This is a genomic window from Xenorhabdus szentirmaii DSM 16338 (assembly GCF_002632585.1).
Lineage (GTDB): Bacteria > Pseudomonadota > Gammaproteobacteria > Enterobacterales > Enterobacteriaceae > Xenorhabdus > Xenorhabdus szentirmaii.
Genome location: NZ_NIBV01000002.1, coordinates 1,331,977 through 1,346,951, shown reverse-complemented (window position 1 = coordinate 1,346,951; position 14,975 = coordinate 1,331,977). Strand labels below are relative to the sequence as shown.

The following is a 14,975-nucleotide window of genomic DNA, read 5'->3' as shown; positions in this document are numbered from 1 at the left end:
AAAATAATGAGTAAACTAAATCCTTATTTTGGTGATTTTGGAGGCCAATTTGTTCCCCAAATCTTGATCCCTGCCCTTAACCAATTAGAAGAAGCATTTATTGCTGCACAAAAAGATCCTGAATTTCAGCTGGCATTTCAGGATTTATTAAAAAACTATGCAGGAAGACCAACGGCCCTCACTCTGTGCCAAAACCTGACAAAAGGAACAAAAACACGGTTATATCTGAAACGTGAAGATTTGCTCCACGGTGGCGCGCACAAAACCAATCAGGTTTTGGGACAGGCATTACTGGCAAAGAGAATGGGGAAAAATGAGATCATCGCTGAAACAGGTGCCGGCCAGCACGGAGTGGCAACTGCCCTGGCTTGTGCTTTGTTGAATTTGAAATGCCGCATTTATATGGGAGCAAAAGATATTGAGCGTCAGGCACCGAATGTTTTTCGTATGCGTTTGATGGGGGCTGAAGTGATCCCTGTTCACAACGGCTCAGCAACATTAAAAGATGCATGTAATGAAGCAATGCGGGACTGGTCTGGCAGTTATAAAAATGCGCATTATTTACTGGGAACGGCAGCTGGCCCACACCCATATCCAACAATGGTACGGGAATTTCAGCGTATGATTGGTGAAGAAGCCAAAGCGCAAATTCTGGAAAAAGAAGGCCGCCTGCCTGATGCCGTCATTGCTTGCATCGGCGGAGGATCAAATGCCATTGGCCTGTTTGCTGAGTTTATTCCGGAAACGAATGTCCGCCTCATTGGTGTCGAACCTGCCGGGCATGGCATCGAAACCGGGGAACATGGCGCTCCTTTAACACATGGAAAGCTGGGGATCTATTTTGGCATGAAGTCACCGATTATGCAGACAGAAGACGGACAAATAGAAGAATCTTACTCTATTTCTGCTGGCCTGGATTTTCCCTCTGTTGGCCCTCAGCATGCTTATTTAAATAGCATTGGCAGAGCCGATTATGTCTCAATCACTGATGATGAAGCATTGGATGCTTTCCAATCACTATCACGCAATGAAGGTATCATTCCTGCACTGGAGTCCTCCCATGCACTGGCCCATGCGTTGAAAATGATCCATCAAGAACCGAATAAAGAACAATTATTGGTTGTCAATTTATCCGGCCGTGGTGATAAAGACATCTTTACCGTTCACGATATTTTAAAATCCAGGGGGAAAATCTGATGAAACGTTACGAACAACTTTTTAAGAAACTACAAAATCAGAATCAAGGTGCTTTTGTTCCTTTTGTTACTTTAGGTGACCCTTCCCCTGATTTATCGCTGGAAATTGTCGATGCTTTAATTTCTGGCGGAGCTGATGCGCTTGAGCTGGGCATTCCATTTTCTGATCCTCTTGCGGATGGCCCGACAATCCAGAATGCTAATTTACGCGCATTATCATCCAACGTCACACCCAGCCTATGCTTTGATTTATTGGCAAAAATCCGGGCCAAACACCCTGATATCCCCATTGGTTTACTGGTCTATGCCAATCTTGTGTTCCACAATGGGATTGATGAATTTTATCATCACTGTAAAGAAGCGGGTGTTGATTCAGTACTGATTGCGGATGTGCCGTTATCCGAATCACTCCCTTTCCGTTCTGCTGCCATGAAGTATGATATTGCGCCGATATTTATTTGTCCGCCTGATGCAAATGATGATTTGCTACGTGAAATTGCTTCATTTGGACGTGGGTATACTTATCTGTTATCAAGAGCAGGCGTCACTGGCAGTGAAAATCGCGCGTTGCAACCCCAGAATCATCTGATCATTAAACTCAAAGAGTATCATGCGGCACCTGCTCTGCAAGGTTTTGGCATTTCAGAACCCGCACAGGTCACGACCGCAATCAGTAGTGGCGCAGACGGTGCCATTTCTGGCTCTGCCATCGTAAAAATTATTGAAAATAATCACCATCAACCCAGCGCCATGCTGGAGAAATTAACGGCTTTTGTTCATGATATGAAGAATGCCACACGATGATGCTAATTTTTAAATAATTATTATCCATGATGGCCGCTCTTTGCTGAAAATAATATTCCTTCATCAATCTATATCTGTTATGAAGGAATATAAATCCCCACCATTATTTGCTGCTTTCCCGACTTTCAACAATACTTATTTTGCGAATAATTTTATAGCAATCAATTTGTTAACAATAAGGATGCATCCATCATGACACCACTCAAATCTGTCTCTGTGTTTTTTACGGCTGTTTTCATGGCGATGATGATATCCGCCTGTGCACCGACAGCTACAACAGAAAGTACGGGAAATTACATTGATGATACGGTCATCACCACGAAAGTGAAGTCAGCATTACTTGCAACCAAAGGGCTGAAATCTACGGAAATTAATGTAGAAACGTTTAAAGGACGTGTACAACTCAGCGGTTTTGTCAGCTCACCTGAGGAAGTTAAACGTGCAATACAAGTGGCAAGAGAAGTTAAGGGAGTCAATTCGGTCATTAATTCAATCAGACTCCGCTGATGACCCAATGATATATAATCAGATCCAAATGAATACAGAAATGGGGCAGAATCGCCCCATTGGTTCTCTTAATGTCAAACACACGGCTTACTTTATCTTTTAACTTTCAAACCTATTAAAACTGTATCTGTTAAAACTGTATCCATTAAAAACTATAACCTACACCAAACATAAAGACCCAAGGATCAAGACGAGTCTTATATTCTTTTTGTTCTTCACCCACTTTGAACCTGACATCCGTTTCAATGTTCATCCACCAAAGCGAAGTATTCAACATCCAATTTTTATCCAACTTATAATCCAAACCTACCTGCCCTGCAACTCCCCAAGAGTCTTTCAGATCCAGACTATTCAAATTAGCCTGTTTAACGGTTGCATTATCATTGAATTTTTCACTGAAGAAAGTGGTATAGTTAACACCCACCCCAACATACGGACGCAATTTATCTTCTGCAGAACCAAAATAATATTGTGCCATTAACGTTGGCGGTAAATGTTTAACCTCCGCGATTTCACCTGCTTTCGGTAAATTGACTTTGTGTTGGAAAGGGGTTGCTGCCAGCAGTTCAACACCAATATTATCGGTGATCATATAACCAAATGTTAAACCCAGCTGAGTATTATTATTAACATCAAAAGATCCCAAACCTAATACATTATCAGACCCTGCATTAGGTCTTACCGTTGCAGTACCGGCACGAAACAGGAAATCCCCTGCTTCATGAGCAAAGGTTAATGAGGGAGCTAACGTTGCCGCAGCCAATACGAGCGCAGAAATCTTTTTCATTATCCATCCCATTTATGTGGTTTTAATACAGCCAGAAATATACCCATTTGTTTACTGTTATGATCTAAGGCAGATCACATCTTTTCAATATTTCTGGGAAAATTAGGTATTCATGGATTTATTATTTCATCTGATGAATATTTTGAATTGATCCAAATCAAGATTATAGAGGTATTAGTTTTATTTATTTTTGAAATTTATATTCAAATATCAATTTTGAGTATTAGGCAATAATGAATAATAAAACAACCCTAATAGAAAAACACATTTAACACCCAATTTATTAACGAAAATTTAATGATTTTGTCACATCAATAAAAACCAGTGGTTATGTATGAAGGTAAAATATGTTTGCATTTTATATTCACAAGTTACAGTGTAACGATAGTGAATAAGGAAATCTTAGGTATCCAATAATCTGTCAAACAAGGTACAATTAGGCATTATTGTTGTTTTATCTGATAGGAGCGACTTTCATGCCCATCACGGCAAATACCCTGTTTCGTGACACTTTCAACTTTTTCAAGAACCACCTGTTGAGCATGATCATACTCTCAGTTTTGGGCGCGTTAATGACACAACTGCTTGGGCATTTCATATTAAGCAATGAGGCATTCAAGCAGATGATAGAAATGCAAAATTCTATCTCAGGTTCAAATGGTCAAGGATTGATGGACGAGGTAACACAGTTACCCCCTGAGCAGCAGTATCAGGAAATTATTAGCGTGTTGCCCAAGGTGTTTGCAATAAACATATTCGGGCTGGTTATATTGAAGACAAGTGTATTATCCTTCATTAAAGCGGTTTCTAACGCTCAGCAAGCAAATGCCATCCACGCCTATGCATTATCTGTTCCCCGGCTTCCGAAGATGTTTTTGTTAACATTTATGTGTACTTTACTGGTTGGCATTGGGTTATCTTTCTTATTTCTGCCAGGCATCATTATTTTGTTTGGGTTGTCCCTTGCCCCTATCTCCCTCTTTGAAAAAAACAAGGGCATTTTTTCTGCTATGCGGGAAAGCTGGAGCTTGGCATTTAATAATATGGGCTTATTACTTCCTGCTTTTTCACTATTTCTGGCAGTAAATCTCATGCTGTTATTAATTCGATTACCTTTTCCTATCATAACATTAACATTAAGTAATCTGGTAACCGCCTTGTTCCTGGTTTATTTATTCCGTTTGTATATGCTGGTTGCCCCCAAAAATCAGGTGACGAACAACATTTAATAAGCACCAAATCATTCGTTGCTACAGTTCACTTCATTTTAATCGTTCGAAGTGAACTGTCGCGAATTCATGGATGATTATTCTGCTGATTTTTCTTCAACAAGTTTCTCTTCAAGTCGCTGCTTACTTTGAATTAATCGAATGGCAAAATAAAGATCAGGCACGACAATCAAATCATCATCGCTACGGCTGAGTTTATTTTGTTTAATCCAGAGGTTCAGCTCTGTCCGGCGACCAGCCAGCACTAGCGTCACCCCCTTATCTTTTAACTCGGTGATAAGTTCATCTAAAGCAGCAAACACACTGACATCATCATAGGTAAAACTGACAGTCGCATCGACAACCAGCCATGTCGGGCGATTTAACGCATTATCGACATGCTGCAAGACGCGCTTTTTGAAATATCCGACATTAAAATACGTCAAAGGAGAATTAAAACGGTACATCATGATGCCATCAACCGGCTTGATACCATTATCCTGATGGATAGAGTGCACCATTCCCTGATTATTCACGCCCAATAATTGTTCTGAAGGCCGGAAAATAATGCGCAAGAATTGCAAAAGCCCTAACAACACAGCAAAACCAATGCCATCAATGACACCCACCAGCAAAACGGCCACCAAGGTAAAAATCGAAAGTACAAAGGCATAACGGTTACGTTTCCGGTAGGACCAGATATTCTTTAGCCCCAATAACGACCAGGCGGAAAATATTAAAACAACACCCAACGATGACAGGGGAATATAAGCCAGAGCTTCCCTCATAAATAACAATACGAATAAAATAGCCACCGCTGCAATAATGGATACCATTTGGGTTTTACCGCCAATTGCATCATTCACCGCCGTGCGACTACCCGCAGCGCTGACAGCAAATCCCTGTGAGAATGATGAAGCAATATTGGCAATGCCCAAAGCCCTGAGTTCGAGATCGGCATCAACCTGATAGCCATTTTTACTGGCAAAACTGCGGGCTGTCATCATAAAACTGACAAAACTGATCACAGCAAGGTTAATGGAAGGAATGACCAAATCCCGCATGATGCCGAGTTCAAATTTAGGCATTGGAATAATGGGTAAACCATTTCCCATATTACCGACAATATCGATGCCATATTGTTTAAGTTCAAACTGCCAGCTGAGGTAAGTTGAAATTATCATGGCAATTAAAGGAGCTGGCCAATTAGGGCGAATAAAATTTACACAGAGCAAGACCAACATTGTCGTTATCGACATTCCTACTGTTGGTAAATGAGATTCCAATATACGGTGAACCAGTGCAATCAACCGCTCGATAAATTCAGTGGGTAAACCGGACAGGCCAAAAACTTTAGATAGCTGATCGGCGATGATGGTAATTGCAACGCCGTTTATAAAACCTTTCAAAATAGGACGGGACAAAAAATCCGCAAATGCCCCCAGCCGGAAATGACTGGCCAGAATACACCAGAATCCCGTCATCAATGTCATGATAATAGCGAGTTGCCAACGGACTTGCTCATTTCCCAATGCCAATGGTGCGACAGCCGCGGCAATTACTGCACAGGTTGCTGCATCCGGCCCGACAACCAATTGCCTGGAAGTTCCAAAAAAAGCGTAAACAAACATGGGTAAGATACAGGAATACAAGCCAATAATGGCACTAATCCCCATTAATTCAGCATAAGCAATGGCTACAGGCAGTGCAACCGCAGCAACAGAAAGGCCTGCCCGCATATCATAACTGAAATATTCTTTGCGGTAATGACAGAGACTTTTCAAACCAGGCATCCAGCGGTGTAATCTTTCCCACATCATGACGTTATATGTCCTTTCTGAAAATGGAAGGCTCTATAATGAGGGGTAAGATCGAAACTCTCAAGCTTTCTCCTGTCTAACCCGGTTTTCCGCTCCTTATGGTAAAATTACAGAACAGATAAAAAATGTTTTTACCCAATAAATAAACCATTTTATTGAGATCTGATACACTCTGGCTGAAATTCAAGAATATGCCATCATTATGGGTTCAATTTATGAAACAACTTTTAGACTTTTTACCATTAGTCGTTTTCTTCATCGTTTACAAAATGTATGACATTTTCTATGCATCTGGCGCCTTAATTGCTGCCACCGCATTAGCCCTTGTCATCACTTACTGGATTTATCGTACAATCGAAAAGTCATCTTTGATTACATTTGTCATGGTGACTGTTTTCGGTACACTGACACTCGCTTTTCACAGCGATTTATTCATCAAATGGAAAGTCACTGTTATTTATGCCATTTTTGCCCTGGTTTTGCTTATCAGCCAATGGGTTATGAAGAAGCCACTTATTCAGAGAATGTTAGGTAAAGAATTAGAATTACCCGATTTTGTCTGGAATAAACTGAACATCGCTTGGGCTATCTTTTTTATCGCCTGCGCTTTAGCAAATATTTATGTCGCTTTCTGGCTACCTCAGGATATTTGGGTAAACTTTAAAGTATTCGGGTTAACAGCGTTGACGCTGGTCTTCACAGTATTGAGTGTGGTATATATCTACCGTCATCTGCCTCGCGAACAAGAATAATGTAATGACCCATCAGATGGATACCTGCCGGAAACCTCGGCAGGTATTGTTGTATTCACCAAATAAAGCAAGTTTTCTAATGACACAACAACAATGCTTACCAAACGGAGAATTGGTTCTCCGTACACTGGCCATGCCTGCTGATACCAATGCCAATGGGGATATTTTCGGTGGCTGGCTGATGTCTCAAATGGATATTGGCGGCGCAATTCTGGCAAAAGAAATTGCACTGGGACGCGTAGTAACTGTTAGCGTAAATGGCATCAGTTTTCTGAAACCAGTTGCGGTAGGTGACGTCGTATGCTGTTATGCCCGTTGTCTTAAAACGGGAAATTCCTCCATTACTATTCATATTGAAGTTTGGGTGAAAAAAGTAGCCTCTGAGCCTGTTGGGCAACGTTATCGTGCCACAGAAGCCGTCTTCACCTATGTTGCGGTTGATGAAAACAACTCTTCCCGCCCTTTGCCTGAAGACAAAAGACACTTCAAACTGGAAAGTAGTAGTTCAGAATAACAATTTATCAGGATAATAAATCATAAATTCAAGGGGCCATCTGTAGATTGTGCCCCTTTTTTTATTTGAAATCTGAATATGGATAAATGTAAAGCCTGAAAACCGTTGCCCTCAGGCTTGCAGAAAGGAAAATTGAAATGTATTAACTTTGTGAAATACCCGTCAATTTAAACTCGATAGTAGTAATGTATCCCGTTGCAGGTACTTTCTCGTAGCGCCATTTTTTCATCACCTGTTTCACTTCACGATCGAAAGTATTCTTGGGATTTGAAGCAAGGATCGTGATGTTTCTCACTCTGCCATATTCATCAATATCATATTTCACTTTCACGCTTCCCTCTGTACCCAATTGCCGTGCCCGGTTTGGATAATCAGGATTTGGCCTATTCAATGCTTTTGGCCCTGCCAATGCCTTAGGCGCGTCATTGGATATGTCCAGAGAAGCTGGTTTTTTTGTATTCAAATTTTCTGCCAGTTGTGTTTCCTGGCCAGAAACAGGCTCCAGCGGTTGCTCTACAACTTTTTCTTGTTTTTTCTCCGCAGGTTTGGATTCTTTCTTAACAATTTTTTTCTCTTCCCGTTTTTTAACTTCCGGCTTTTTTTCTGGCTTAGGCAGAGCAATTTTTGCAATAGGCTCTGGTGCGGGCTCTGGCTCTGGGATTGATTCGGACATAGCAGCCTGAGAAACAGGTGTTTCTTCAGCAGCCAATTGGATCATCGCAACTGACATAGGTGCGACAGCAGGCTGTTGTTCAGATTCAATCGCTTTAAAAATTGCCATAGCAATAGAAATATGTAAACAAACAGAAAGTAGTATAGGCCAATGTATCCAACGCATAAGAGAATTCTTGATTAGCAGCATGATAGTTAGTTTTCAGTTTACCACTAGTTTAAATGCAAATGACTATCATATTCAATCATGATTCAAAAACATCTACATTACCCTATCTTAGATGATCATTTTGTTGGCGGTATTATCATGCTGCATACCCTGTCACAAACACTCTATGTGCTGAATGAACAATATTGACCTGCGACGTTTATAATTATCTGTTTTGCGTAGTCTATATATACGAAGATTGCGGCGTGACTGATCTTCCAACCAGCGGCGGCGACGGCGTATGTTTTGACGGAGCCTTCTCCACCGTCCAACTTCATTCCTGCTATGCCTCATACCTACTATGCCTCATACTTGTTATGCCCCGTCAATTATATCCAGATGGCTCTCTTATGGAGAGGAGGGTTTATTCTTAATCTTCACCATGAAAGATGTCAACCATTAGCAGGCAGAAGCAGATTAGGTTGATAGTTTATCAAAATTTCTGGAAACTTGTGATAATGACAATCTCAATGAACAGGATTGATTGCCAAATATGACAACTTTTTATTCTGTACTTAGCTGGTTGATGATTTTCTTATATTGGCTGATTATTGCCGGTATCACTATTCGGGTTTTAATAAAACGCCGTCCAGTAACATCAGCCATGACTTGGGTACTTATTATTTACATTTTACCCTTAGTGGGAGTCCTTGCTTATCTGACGTTTGGTGAACTGTATCTTGGTAAACGCAGAGTTGAACAGGCTAAACAAATGCGTTCATCTGTTATCAAGTGGCTGGCTGAGCTACGGAAATCGCCATCTATTTTTGCCAACAAAAATAGTGAGGTTGCTACCCCTCTATTCCAGTTGTGCGAGCGTCGTCAAAAAATAAAAGGCGTCAAAGGCAATAAAATGCATTTAATGACGTCCTATGATGACTCCCTTAAAGCACTTATTGCTGATATTGAAAATGCCCAAGACAGTGTCGAGATGGTATTTTATATATGGCAATCAGGAGGATTGGTTGATCAGGTAACTGATGCCCTGATGAAGGCCGCCAAGCGTGGTGTAAAATGTCGGATTATGGTGGATTCAGCAGGAAGCTGGCAGTTTTTCCGTAGCCCTTATCCAGACATTATGCGCAAAGCCGGCATTGAACTCGTTGAGTCACTTAAAGTTAACATTTTCCGGCTGTTCTTGCGCCGTATGGATTTGCGTCAACATCGTAAAATTATCCTGATTGATAATTACATCTCATACACTGGCAGTATGAATATGGTTGATCCTCGCTTTTTCAAACAAAACGCAGGGGTTGGTCAGTGGATTGACATTATGGTCAGAATGGAAGGACCTGTTACCGCTACACTCGGTATTATCTATGCTTTCGATTGGGAAATGGAAACCGGACAACGCCACCTTCCCCCGCCTCCTGACAGCATTATCATGCCCTTTGAACAAATCAGCGGGCATACTGCTCAAGTGATTGCATCCGGGCCCGGGTTTCCTGACGAATTAATCCAACAATCGTTGATGACAGCTATTTTTTCTGCGCGCAATAAGCTGATTCTTACAACACCCTATTTTGTACCCAGTGATGATTTGATGCACGCTATTTGTACCGCTGCCATGCGTGGTGTTGATGTCAGTATTATTGTGCCAAAACAAAATAATTCATTTCTCGTTCGCTGGGCCAGTCGTGCATTTTTTACTGAATTGCTGGAAGCGGGTGTAAAAATCTATCAATTCGAAGATGGCTTGCTGCACACTAAGAGTGTTTTGGTGGATGGACAGCTAAGTATGGTTGGCTCTGTTAATTTAGATATGCGCAGCTTGTGGCTGAATTTTGAAATCACTGTTGTTATTGACGATGAAATCTTCGGTAATGATTTAACATTGGTTCAACAAAACTACATTATGCGTTCAACGTTATTGGTGAATAATGCATGGGAAAAACGCCCCGTCTGGCATCGAATCCTTGAACGGGTCTGCTATTTTTTCAGCCCTCTTTTATAATTCATCACAGAAAAAATTTATTATCATTTATCAGTAATATTATCTGTCATCAATTCATAGCCCCATTTTGATCGGCGGGGCTATTCATTCACTATAGAACATGCTTTAATTCATTCCTGTTAGTCATCTCGGACAATACTATTATGGAAAATCAATCGATACATTCTATGCAATTAGATTTAAACAACCGCATGACTGAAGATGAGGCACTTGAAAAAGCCTACGATATTTTCCTGGAACAAGCGATCTCTAATCTCGACCCTGCCGATAGCCTATTATTTAATTTGCAATTTGAGGAACGAGGTGGTGCTGAATTATCAGAACCTTCAGAGATATGGTTTAAGCATATTAATTTTGATTTAGATCCAGACTTTTTTTCAGAGGTTATCATTGGGCTGGCTGAATCAGAGGATGCAGAAATTGATGATATCTTTGCCCGCATCTTGATTTGCCGGGAAAAATCTCATCCAATCTGCCAAATTATATGGAAAAAATAACACACAGCTTCTCTGCGATATATCTTACCTTTTGGTAAATGCCCTCATATCAATGAGGGCATTCAACATCATAAACGTGACAAGGTTACAAAAATGCCTTTTTGCCAAAACAACTCTTTGCTCCAAAACAACTCTTTATTCCAAAACGACTAAAGAGGATCAACTTTCAGGCACGATACCGCATGTTTAAAACTTCCCTCAAGCAATGGACGTGTTTTGGCACATTCAGCATCAGCCATTGGGCAACGAGTGCGGAATACACATCCGGATGGAGGGTTAATCGGTGAAGGAAGTTCCCCCTCCAGCAACTCAATATGCTTATTGCGTTCTTTGTCCGGGTCGGGAATAGGCACTGCCGACATCAGTGCGCGAGTATAAGGATGTAAAGGGTTATGGTAAACTTCGTCATAAGTGCCCAGTTCTACAGCATTTCCTAAATACATCACCAATACACGATCAGATATGTGTTTTACTATCGACAGGTCATGTGCAATAAAGATCAACGACAGCCCCATTTCCCGCTGCAATTCCTGCAATAAGTTCACAACTTGCGCCTGAATAGAAACATCCAGTGCAGAAACGGGCTCATCACAAATAATTAATTTAGGTTCGAGGATCAAAGCGCGGGCAATACCGATACGCTGACACTGACCTCCCGAAAATTCATGCGGATAACGGTTAATCAGGTTAGGCAACAAACCAACCCGCATCATCATCTGTTGGACTTTTTCCTTTACTTCCCCAGCTTTCATTTTAGGGTAATACGTCTTCAATGGCTCTGCGATAATGTCACCGATTGTCATTCGTGGATTTAACGATGCCAAAGGGTCCTGAAAAATCATCTGGATATCACCACGAACTTCCCGCCATTGTTTGTCATCAATCTCCTGAAGATTTTTACCCAACCAGGTAACATTCCCCCCAGAAGCTTTGACCAGACCAATAATTGCTCTGGCAAGTGTTGACTTACCACAACCGGACTCCCCTACCACTCCCAGCGTTTCGCCTTCATACAACCTCAGAGTGACGCCATCTACCGCTTTTAACGTTTTCGCCGGCTGCCAGAACCCTTGTTTTCCGTCTTTAATATCAAAATAAACCTTGAGGTCATCAACTTCCAATAGGACATTTTTTTCAGCTATTGTGCTCATACTAATTTCTCCTGAGGATGGAAGCAGGCACGCAAGCGCCCAACACCAAATTCATCCAACTGTGGCTCTTCGCTACTGCAATACTCAGTCGCAAATTGGCAACGTGGCTGGAATGGGCATCCTTTCGGCAAACGCAATAAATTGGGAGGATTGCCTTGAATCGTTGTCAGTAATTCTTCATCATCATCCAAACGCGGGACAGCACTCAATAGCCCGATAGAATACGGGTGCGTCGGATGATAAAAAATATCACGTGCCGTACCATACTCCATCGTTCTTCCTGCATACATCACCAGCACTTTGTCACAAATCCCTGCTACGACACCCAAGTCATGAGTAATCATGATAATTGCTGTGTTAAACTCTTTTTTCAGCTCATTGAGCAACGTCATGATCTGCGCCTGAACCGTCACATCCAGAGCGGTTGTTGGTTCATCAGCAATCAGCAGTTTCGGCTGACACAGCAGCGCCATTGCTATCATGACACGCTGACGCATACCTCCCGAAAATTCATGCGGGTACATTCTCATGCGTTTACGTGCCTCTGGCATTTTAACGGCATCTAACATACGAATGGATTCTTCAAAGGCATATCTGTGACTCATTCCCTTATGTAGCATCAATACTTCAGTTAGCTGGTCGCCAACACGCATGTAAGGATTCAAGGAAGTCATGGGATCTTGAAATATCATCGAAATCTCTTCTGCCCGCATTCGGTTCAACTCTTTTTCTTCCAGATTGAGAATTTCTTGACCATTAAAAATCGCGGAACCACTAACAGAACCATTGCTGGCCAATAATCCCATTAGTGCAAATGCTGTCTGAGACTTACCTGAGCCTGATTCCCCTACGATCCCCAATGTCTCACCAGCCTGTAAATCAAAATTCAGCTTATTCACGGCAGTAACGCTACCATCAGGAGTACTGAATGCCACATTGAGATTTTTGACTGATAATAGATATTCAGTATCTTTTACAATTTCTATGTTATTCATAGGCTCTCCTTAACGGTCTTTTGGATCGAGGGCATCTCGCAGGCCGTCACCAATAAAATTGAAACAAAACAAAGTGATAACCAGGAAACTGGCCGGAAATAGCAGCAACCACGGCGCCACTTCCATTGAGTTGGCACCATCGCTTAATAAAGCACCCCAGCTGCTGAGCGGCTCTTGAGTTCCCAAGCCAAGGAAGCTCAGGAAAGACTCAAACAAAATCATACTGGGCACGAGCAATGAGGCATAAACCACCACAACACCCAGGACGTTAGGCACGATATGGCGCAGAACAATGTAGCGGGTAGAAACCCCACCAACCAATGCCGCTTCAATAAATTCCTTACGTTTCAAGCTTAATGTCTGACCACGGACAATACGTGCCATATCCAGCCATGACACCATGCCTATCGCAACGAAAATCAGAAGAATGTTTTGGCCGAAGAAGGTCACCAGAAGGATAACGAAGAACATGAACGGGAAGGAGTTCAGGATTTCCAGCAGGCGCATCATGACCATATCGATTTTACCGCCAAGATAACCTGATGTTGCACCGTATAATGTGCCAAACAGCACGGCAATCAAGGCTGCCGCAATCCCGACCATCAAGGAAATTCTTCCGCCAATGGCAACACGCACCAATAAATCACGTCCCGATGAATCTGTACCGAAATAGTGGCCTGATTCAAGATCCGGAGGCATCGTCATCATATTCCAATCTGTATCATCATAAGCAAATTGGGATAACATCGGCGCTAAAATCACAAATAATGTAACCAGAAACAGAATGCATAAACTCGTAATCGCTGCTTTATTATGGATAAAACGGCGGCGTGCATCCTGCCACAAACTGCGGCCTTCAATTTCCAGTTGCTCAGAAATATTTTCCAGAGCTTCGCTGTTCTTTTTATTCAATATCATGGCGTGCTCCAGTCTCAGTAACGAATTTTCGGGTCAATAACGGCATACAGAATGTCCACAATGGCATTAAATAAAATCGTCAGGCCACCTACCAGAATCGTCAGGCTGAGTACCAATGAGTAATCTCGGTTTAATGCCCCATTGACAAACAATTGCCCTAATCCGGGTAAACCGAAAATAGTCTCGATAACCATTGAACCGGTAATAATGCCAACGAATGCTGGCCCCATATAAGAGATGACGGGTAATAAGGCCGGTCTTAATGCATGGCGCAGGATAATGAACCGTAATGGCAACCCCTTGGCCCGGGCAGTCCGAATAAAGTTTGAGTGTAAAATCTCTATCATTGAACCGCGGGTAATACGGGAGATGCTGGCAATATAAGAGAGGGAAAGTGCGACCATTGGCAAAAGCATATATTGAAATGCCCCGCCATTCCAACCGCCTCCCGGCAGCCATTTTAATGTAATGGCAAATATCAGAACCAATAAAGGGGCGACCACGAAGCTGGGGATAACAACCCCCGTCATGGCAAACCCCATAACCGTGTAATCCCATTTCGTATTTTGGTTCAATGCGGCAATAACCCCGGCACTGACACCAAATATCACTGCCATGACAAATGCGGCAAGTCCTAATTTGGCAGAAACAGGTAATGCTTCTGCAACCAAATCATTTACGCTGTAGTCTTTATATTTAAATGAAGGACCAAAATCCCCTTTAGAGAGCTGAATTAAATAATTGAAATATTGTTTATAAATAGGGTCATTCAAATGGTATTTCGCTTCAATATTTGCCATCACTTCCGGCGGTAGTTTCCTTTCCCCTGTAAATGGGCTACCCGGTGCAAGCCGCATCATAAAAAACGAAATCGTGATAAGAATAAAAAGTGTCGGGATCGCCTCTAAGCAGCGGCGTAAAATAAATTTAAGCATTGCCCGTTCCTATTGTTTAGCCAAACCGTGGCTTTTAAATAATCTGACATCAGGTGG

General features: G+C 41.9%; 16 protein-coding genes. 8 read left to right on the top strand and 8 right to left on the bottom strand.

The window, feature by feature from the left end:
- Positions 1-6: 6 nt before the first annotated feature.
- The 3 genes from trpB to Xsze_RS15925 all read left to right on the top strand — a co-directional run bounded on the left by trpB (position 7) and on the right by Xsze_RS15925 (position 2,507).
- Positions 7-1,197: a tryptophan synthase subunit beta gene (gene trpB / locus Xsze_RS15935; RefSeq protein WP_038233650.1), complete on the top strand. Its 1,191-nt coding sequence runs from the start codon at positions 7-9 to the stop codon at positions 1,195-1,197.
- Entirely contained in the window at positions 1,197-2,000 is an 804-nt protein-coding gene (gene trpA, locus Xsze_RS15930; protein WP_038233652.1) for a tryptophan synthase subunit alpha, read from the top strand. The genes trpB and trpA overlap by 1 nt, the downstream gene beginning before the upstream one ends.
- Positions 2,001-2,192: 192 nt before the next feature.
- Positions 2,193-2,507, top strand: a complete 315-nt coding sequence (locus tag Xsze_RS15925; protein WP_038233653.1) for a BON domain-containing protein — start codon at positions 2,193-2,195, stop codon at positions 2,505-2,507.
- Between the two features lie 145 nt (positions 2,508-2,652).
- Here the strand turns inward: Xsze_RS15925 and ompW are convergent, their stop codons facing one another.
- Positions 2,653-3,294, bottom strand: a complete 642-nt coding sequence (gene ompW, locus Xsze_RS15920) for an outer membrane protein OmpW (protein WP_038233655.1) — start codon at positions 3,292-3,294, stop codon at positions 2,653-2,655.
- Between the two features lie 476 nt (positions 3,295-3,770).
- On the opposite strand from ompW, the gene Xsze_RS15915 reads away from it, so the two are divergent.
- Positions 3,771-4,523, top strand: a complete 753-nt coding sequence (locus tag Xsze_RS15915; RefSeq protein ID WP_038233657.1) for a YciC family protein — start codon at positions 3,771-3,773, stop codon at positions 4,521-4,523.
- A gap of 77 nt (positions 4,524-4,600) precedes the next feature.
- Here Xsze_RS15915 and Xsze_RS15910 read toward each other — a convergent pair whose 3' ends face one another.
- On the bottom strand, positions 4,601-6,322 hold the full coding sequence (locus tag Xsze_RS15910; protein ID WP_038233659.1) for a SulP family inorganic anion transporter: 1,722 nt from the start codon (positions 6,320-6,322) through the stop codon (positions 4,601-4,603).
- A 215-nt stretch (positions 6,323-6,537) separates the two neighbouring features.
- Between Xsze_RS15910 and Xsze_RS15905 the strand changes: the two genes are divergently transcribed.
- Both Xsze_RS15905 and yciA read left to right on the top strand, forming a co-directional pair.
- Complete coding sequence (locus tag Xsze_RS15905) at positions 6,538-7,074, top strand: septation protein A (RefSeq protein ID WP_038234095.1); 537 nt, start codon at positions 6,538-6,540, stop codon at positions 7,072-7,074.
- A gap of 79 nt (positions 7,075-7,153) precedes the next feature.
- Positions 7,154-7,588, top strand: coding sequence for an acyl-CoA thioester hydrolase YciA (gene yciA, locus Xsze_RS15900; protein WP_038234097.1), 435 nt, complete (start codon positions 7,154-7,156; stop codon positions 7,586-7,588).
- 142 nt (positions 7,589-7,730) lie between these two features.
- Here yciA and tonB read toward each other — a convergent pair whose 3' ends face one another.
- Together tonB and Xsze_RS15890 are read right to left on the bottom strand one after the other, a co-directional pair.
- A complete protein-coding gene (gene tonB / locus Xsze_RS15895; protein WP_038233661.1) occupies positions 7,731-8,426 on the bottom strand; it encodes a TonB system transport protein TonB in 696 nt (231 codons plus the stop codon).
- Positions 8,427-8,582: 156 nt separating this feature from the next.
- Complete coding sequence (locus Xsze_RS15890; RefSeq protein WP_071991724.1) at positions 8,583-8,762, bottom strand: YciY family protein; 180 nt, start codon at positions 8,760-8,762, stop codon at positions 8,583-8,585.
- Between the two features lie 199 nt (positions 8,763-8,961).
- On the opposite strand from Xsze_RS15890, the gene cls reads away from it, so the two are divergent.
- On the top strand, positions 8,962-10,422 hold the full coding sequence (gene cls, locus Xsze_RS15885) for a cardiolipin synthase (protein WP_038233663.1): 1,461 nt from the start codon (positions 8,962-8,964) through the stop codon (positions 10,420-10,422).
- Between the two features lie 167 nt (positions 10,423-10,589).
- Positions 10,590-10,919, top strand: a complete 330-nt coding sequence (locus Xsze_RS15880; protein WP_038233665.1) for an HI1450 family dsDNA-mimic protein — start codon at positions 10,590-10,592, stop codon at positions 10,917-10,919.
- 149 nt (positions 10,920-11,068) lie between these two features.
- Here the strand turns inward: Xsze_RS15880 and oppF are convergent, their stop codons facing one another.
- From oppF to oppB, 4 genes are read right to left on the bottom strand one after another with little or no spacing between them, the layout of a single operon-like run.
- Positions 11,069-12,070, bottom strand: coding sequence for a murein tripeptide/oligopeptide ABC transporter ATP binding protein OppF (gene oppF, locus Xsze_RS15875; protein ID WP_038233667.1), 1,002 nt, complete (start codon positions 12,068-12,070; stop codon positions 11,069-11,071).
- The gene (gene oppD, locus Xsze_RS15870) at positions 12,067-13,065 is read right to left on the bottom strand and encodes an ABC transporter ATP-binding protein (RefSeq protein WP_038233669.1); all 999 of its coding nucleotides are present in this window, start codon (positions 13,063-13,065) and stop codon (positions 12,067-12,069) included. The genes oppF and oppD overlap by 4 nt, the downstream gene beginning before the upstream one ends.
- 9 nt (positions 13,066-13,074) lie before the next feature.
- Entirely contained in the window at positions 13,075-13,983 is a 909-nt protein-coding gene (gene oppC / locus Xsze_RS15865) for an oligopeptide ABC transporter permease OppC (protein ID WP_038233671.1), read from the bottom strand.
- A 14-nt stretch (positions 13,984-13,997) separates the two neighbouring features.
- Entirely contained in the window at positions 13,998-14,918 is a 921-nt protein-coding gene (gene oppB / locus Xsze_RS15860; RefSeq protein ID WP_038233673.1) for an oligopeptide ABC transporter permease OppB, read from the bottom strand.
- Positions 14,919-14,975: the final 57 nt, after the last annotated feature.

Bases quoted from the DNA above. Each gene is read 5' to 3' on its own strand.
- yciA (WP_038234097.1), top strand. From the start codon at position 7,154: ATGACACAACAACAATGCTTACCAAACGGAGAATTGGTTCTCCGTACA.
- trpB (WP_038233650.1), top strand. From the start codon at position 7: ATGAGTAAACTAAATCCTTATTTTGGTGATTTTGGAGGCCAATTTGTT.
- Xsze_RS15880 (WP_038233665.1), top strand. From the start codon at position 10,590: ATGCAATTAGATTTAAACAACCGCATGACTGAAGATGAGGCACTTGAA.
- Xsze_RS15910 (WP_038233659.1), bottom strand. From the start codon at position 6,322: ATGATGTGGGAAAGATTACACCGCTGGATGCCTGGTTTGAAAAGTCTC.
- oppD (WP_038233669.1), bottom strand. From the start codon at position 13,065: ATGAATAACATAGAAATTGTAAAAGATACTGAATATCTATTATCAGTC.
- cls (WP_038233663.1), top strand. From the start codon at position 8,962: ATGACAACTTTTTATTCTGTACTTAGCTGGTTGATGATTTTCTTATAT.
- tonB (WP_038233661.1), bottom strand. From the start codon at position 8,426: ATGCGTTGGATACATTGGCCTATACTACTTTCTGTTTGTTTACATATT.
- Xsze_RS15915 (WP_038233657.1), top strand. From the start codon at position 3,771: ATGCCCATCACGGCAAATACCCTGTTTCGTGACACTTTCAACTTTTTC.
- Xsze_RS15905 (WP_038234095.1), top strand. From the start codon at position 6,538: ATGAAACAACTTTTAGACTTTTTACCATTAGTCGTTTTCTTCATCGTT.
- ompW (WP_038233655.1), bottom strand. From the start codon at position 3,294: ATGAAAAAGATTTCTGCGCTCGTATTGGCTGCGGCAACGTTAGCTCCC.
- trpA (WP_038233652.1), top strand. From the start codon at position 1,197: ATGAAACGTTACGAACAACTTTTTAAGAAACTACAAAATCAGAATCAA.
- oppF (WP_038233667.1), bottom strand. From the start codon at position 12,070: ATGAGCACAATAGCTGAAAAAAATGTCCTATTGGAAGTTGATGACCTC.
- oppC (WP_038233671.1), bottom strand. From the start codon at position 13,983: ATGATATTGAATAAAAAGAACAGCGAAGCTCTGGAAAATATTTCTGAG.
- Xsze_RS15890 (WP_071991724.1), bottom strand. From the start codon at position 8,762: ATGAGGCATAGCAGGAATGAAGTTGGACGGTGGAGAAGGCTCCGTCAA.
- Xsze_RS15925 (WP_038233653.1), top strand. From the start codon at position 2,193: ATGACACCACTCAAATCTGTCTCTGTGTTTTTTACGGCTGTTTTCATG.
- oppB (WP_038233673.1), bottom strand. From the start codon at position 14,918: ATGCTTAAATTTATTTTACGCCGCTGCTTAGAGGCGATCCCGACACTT.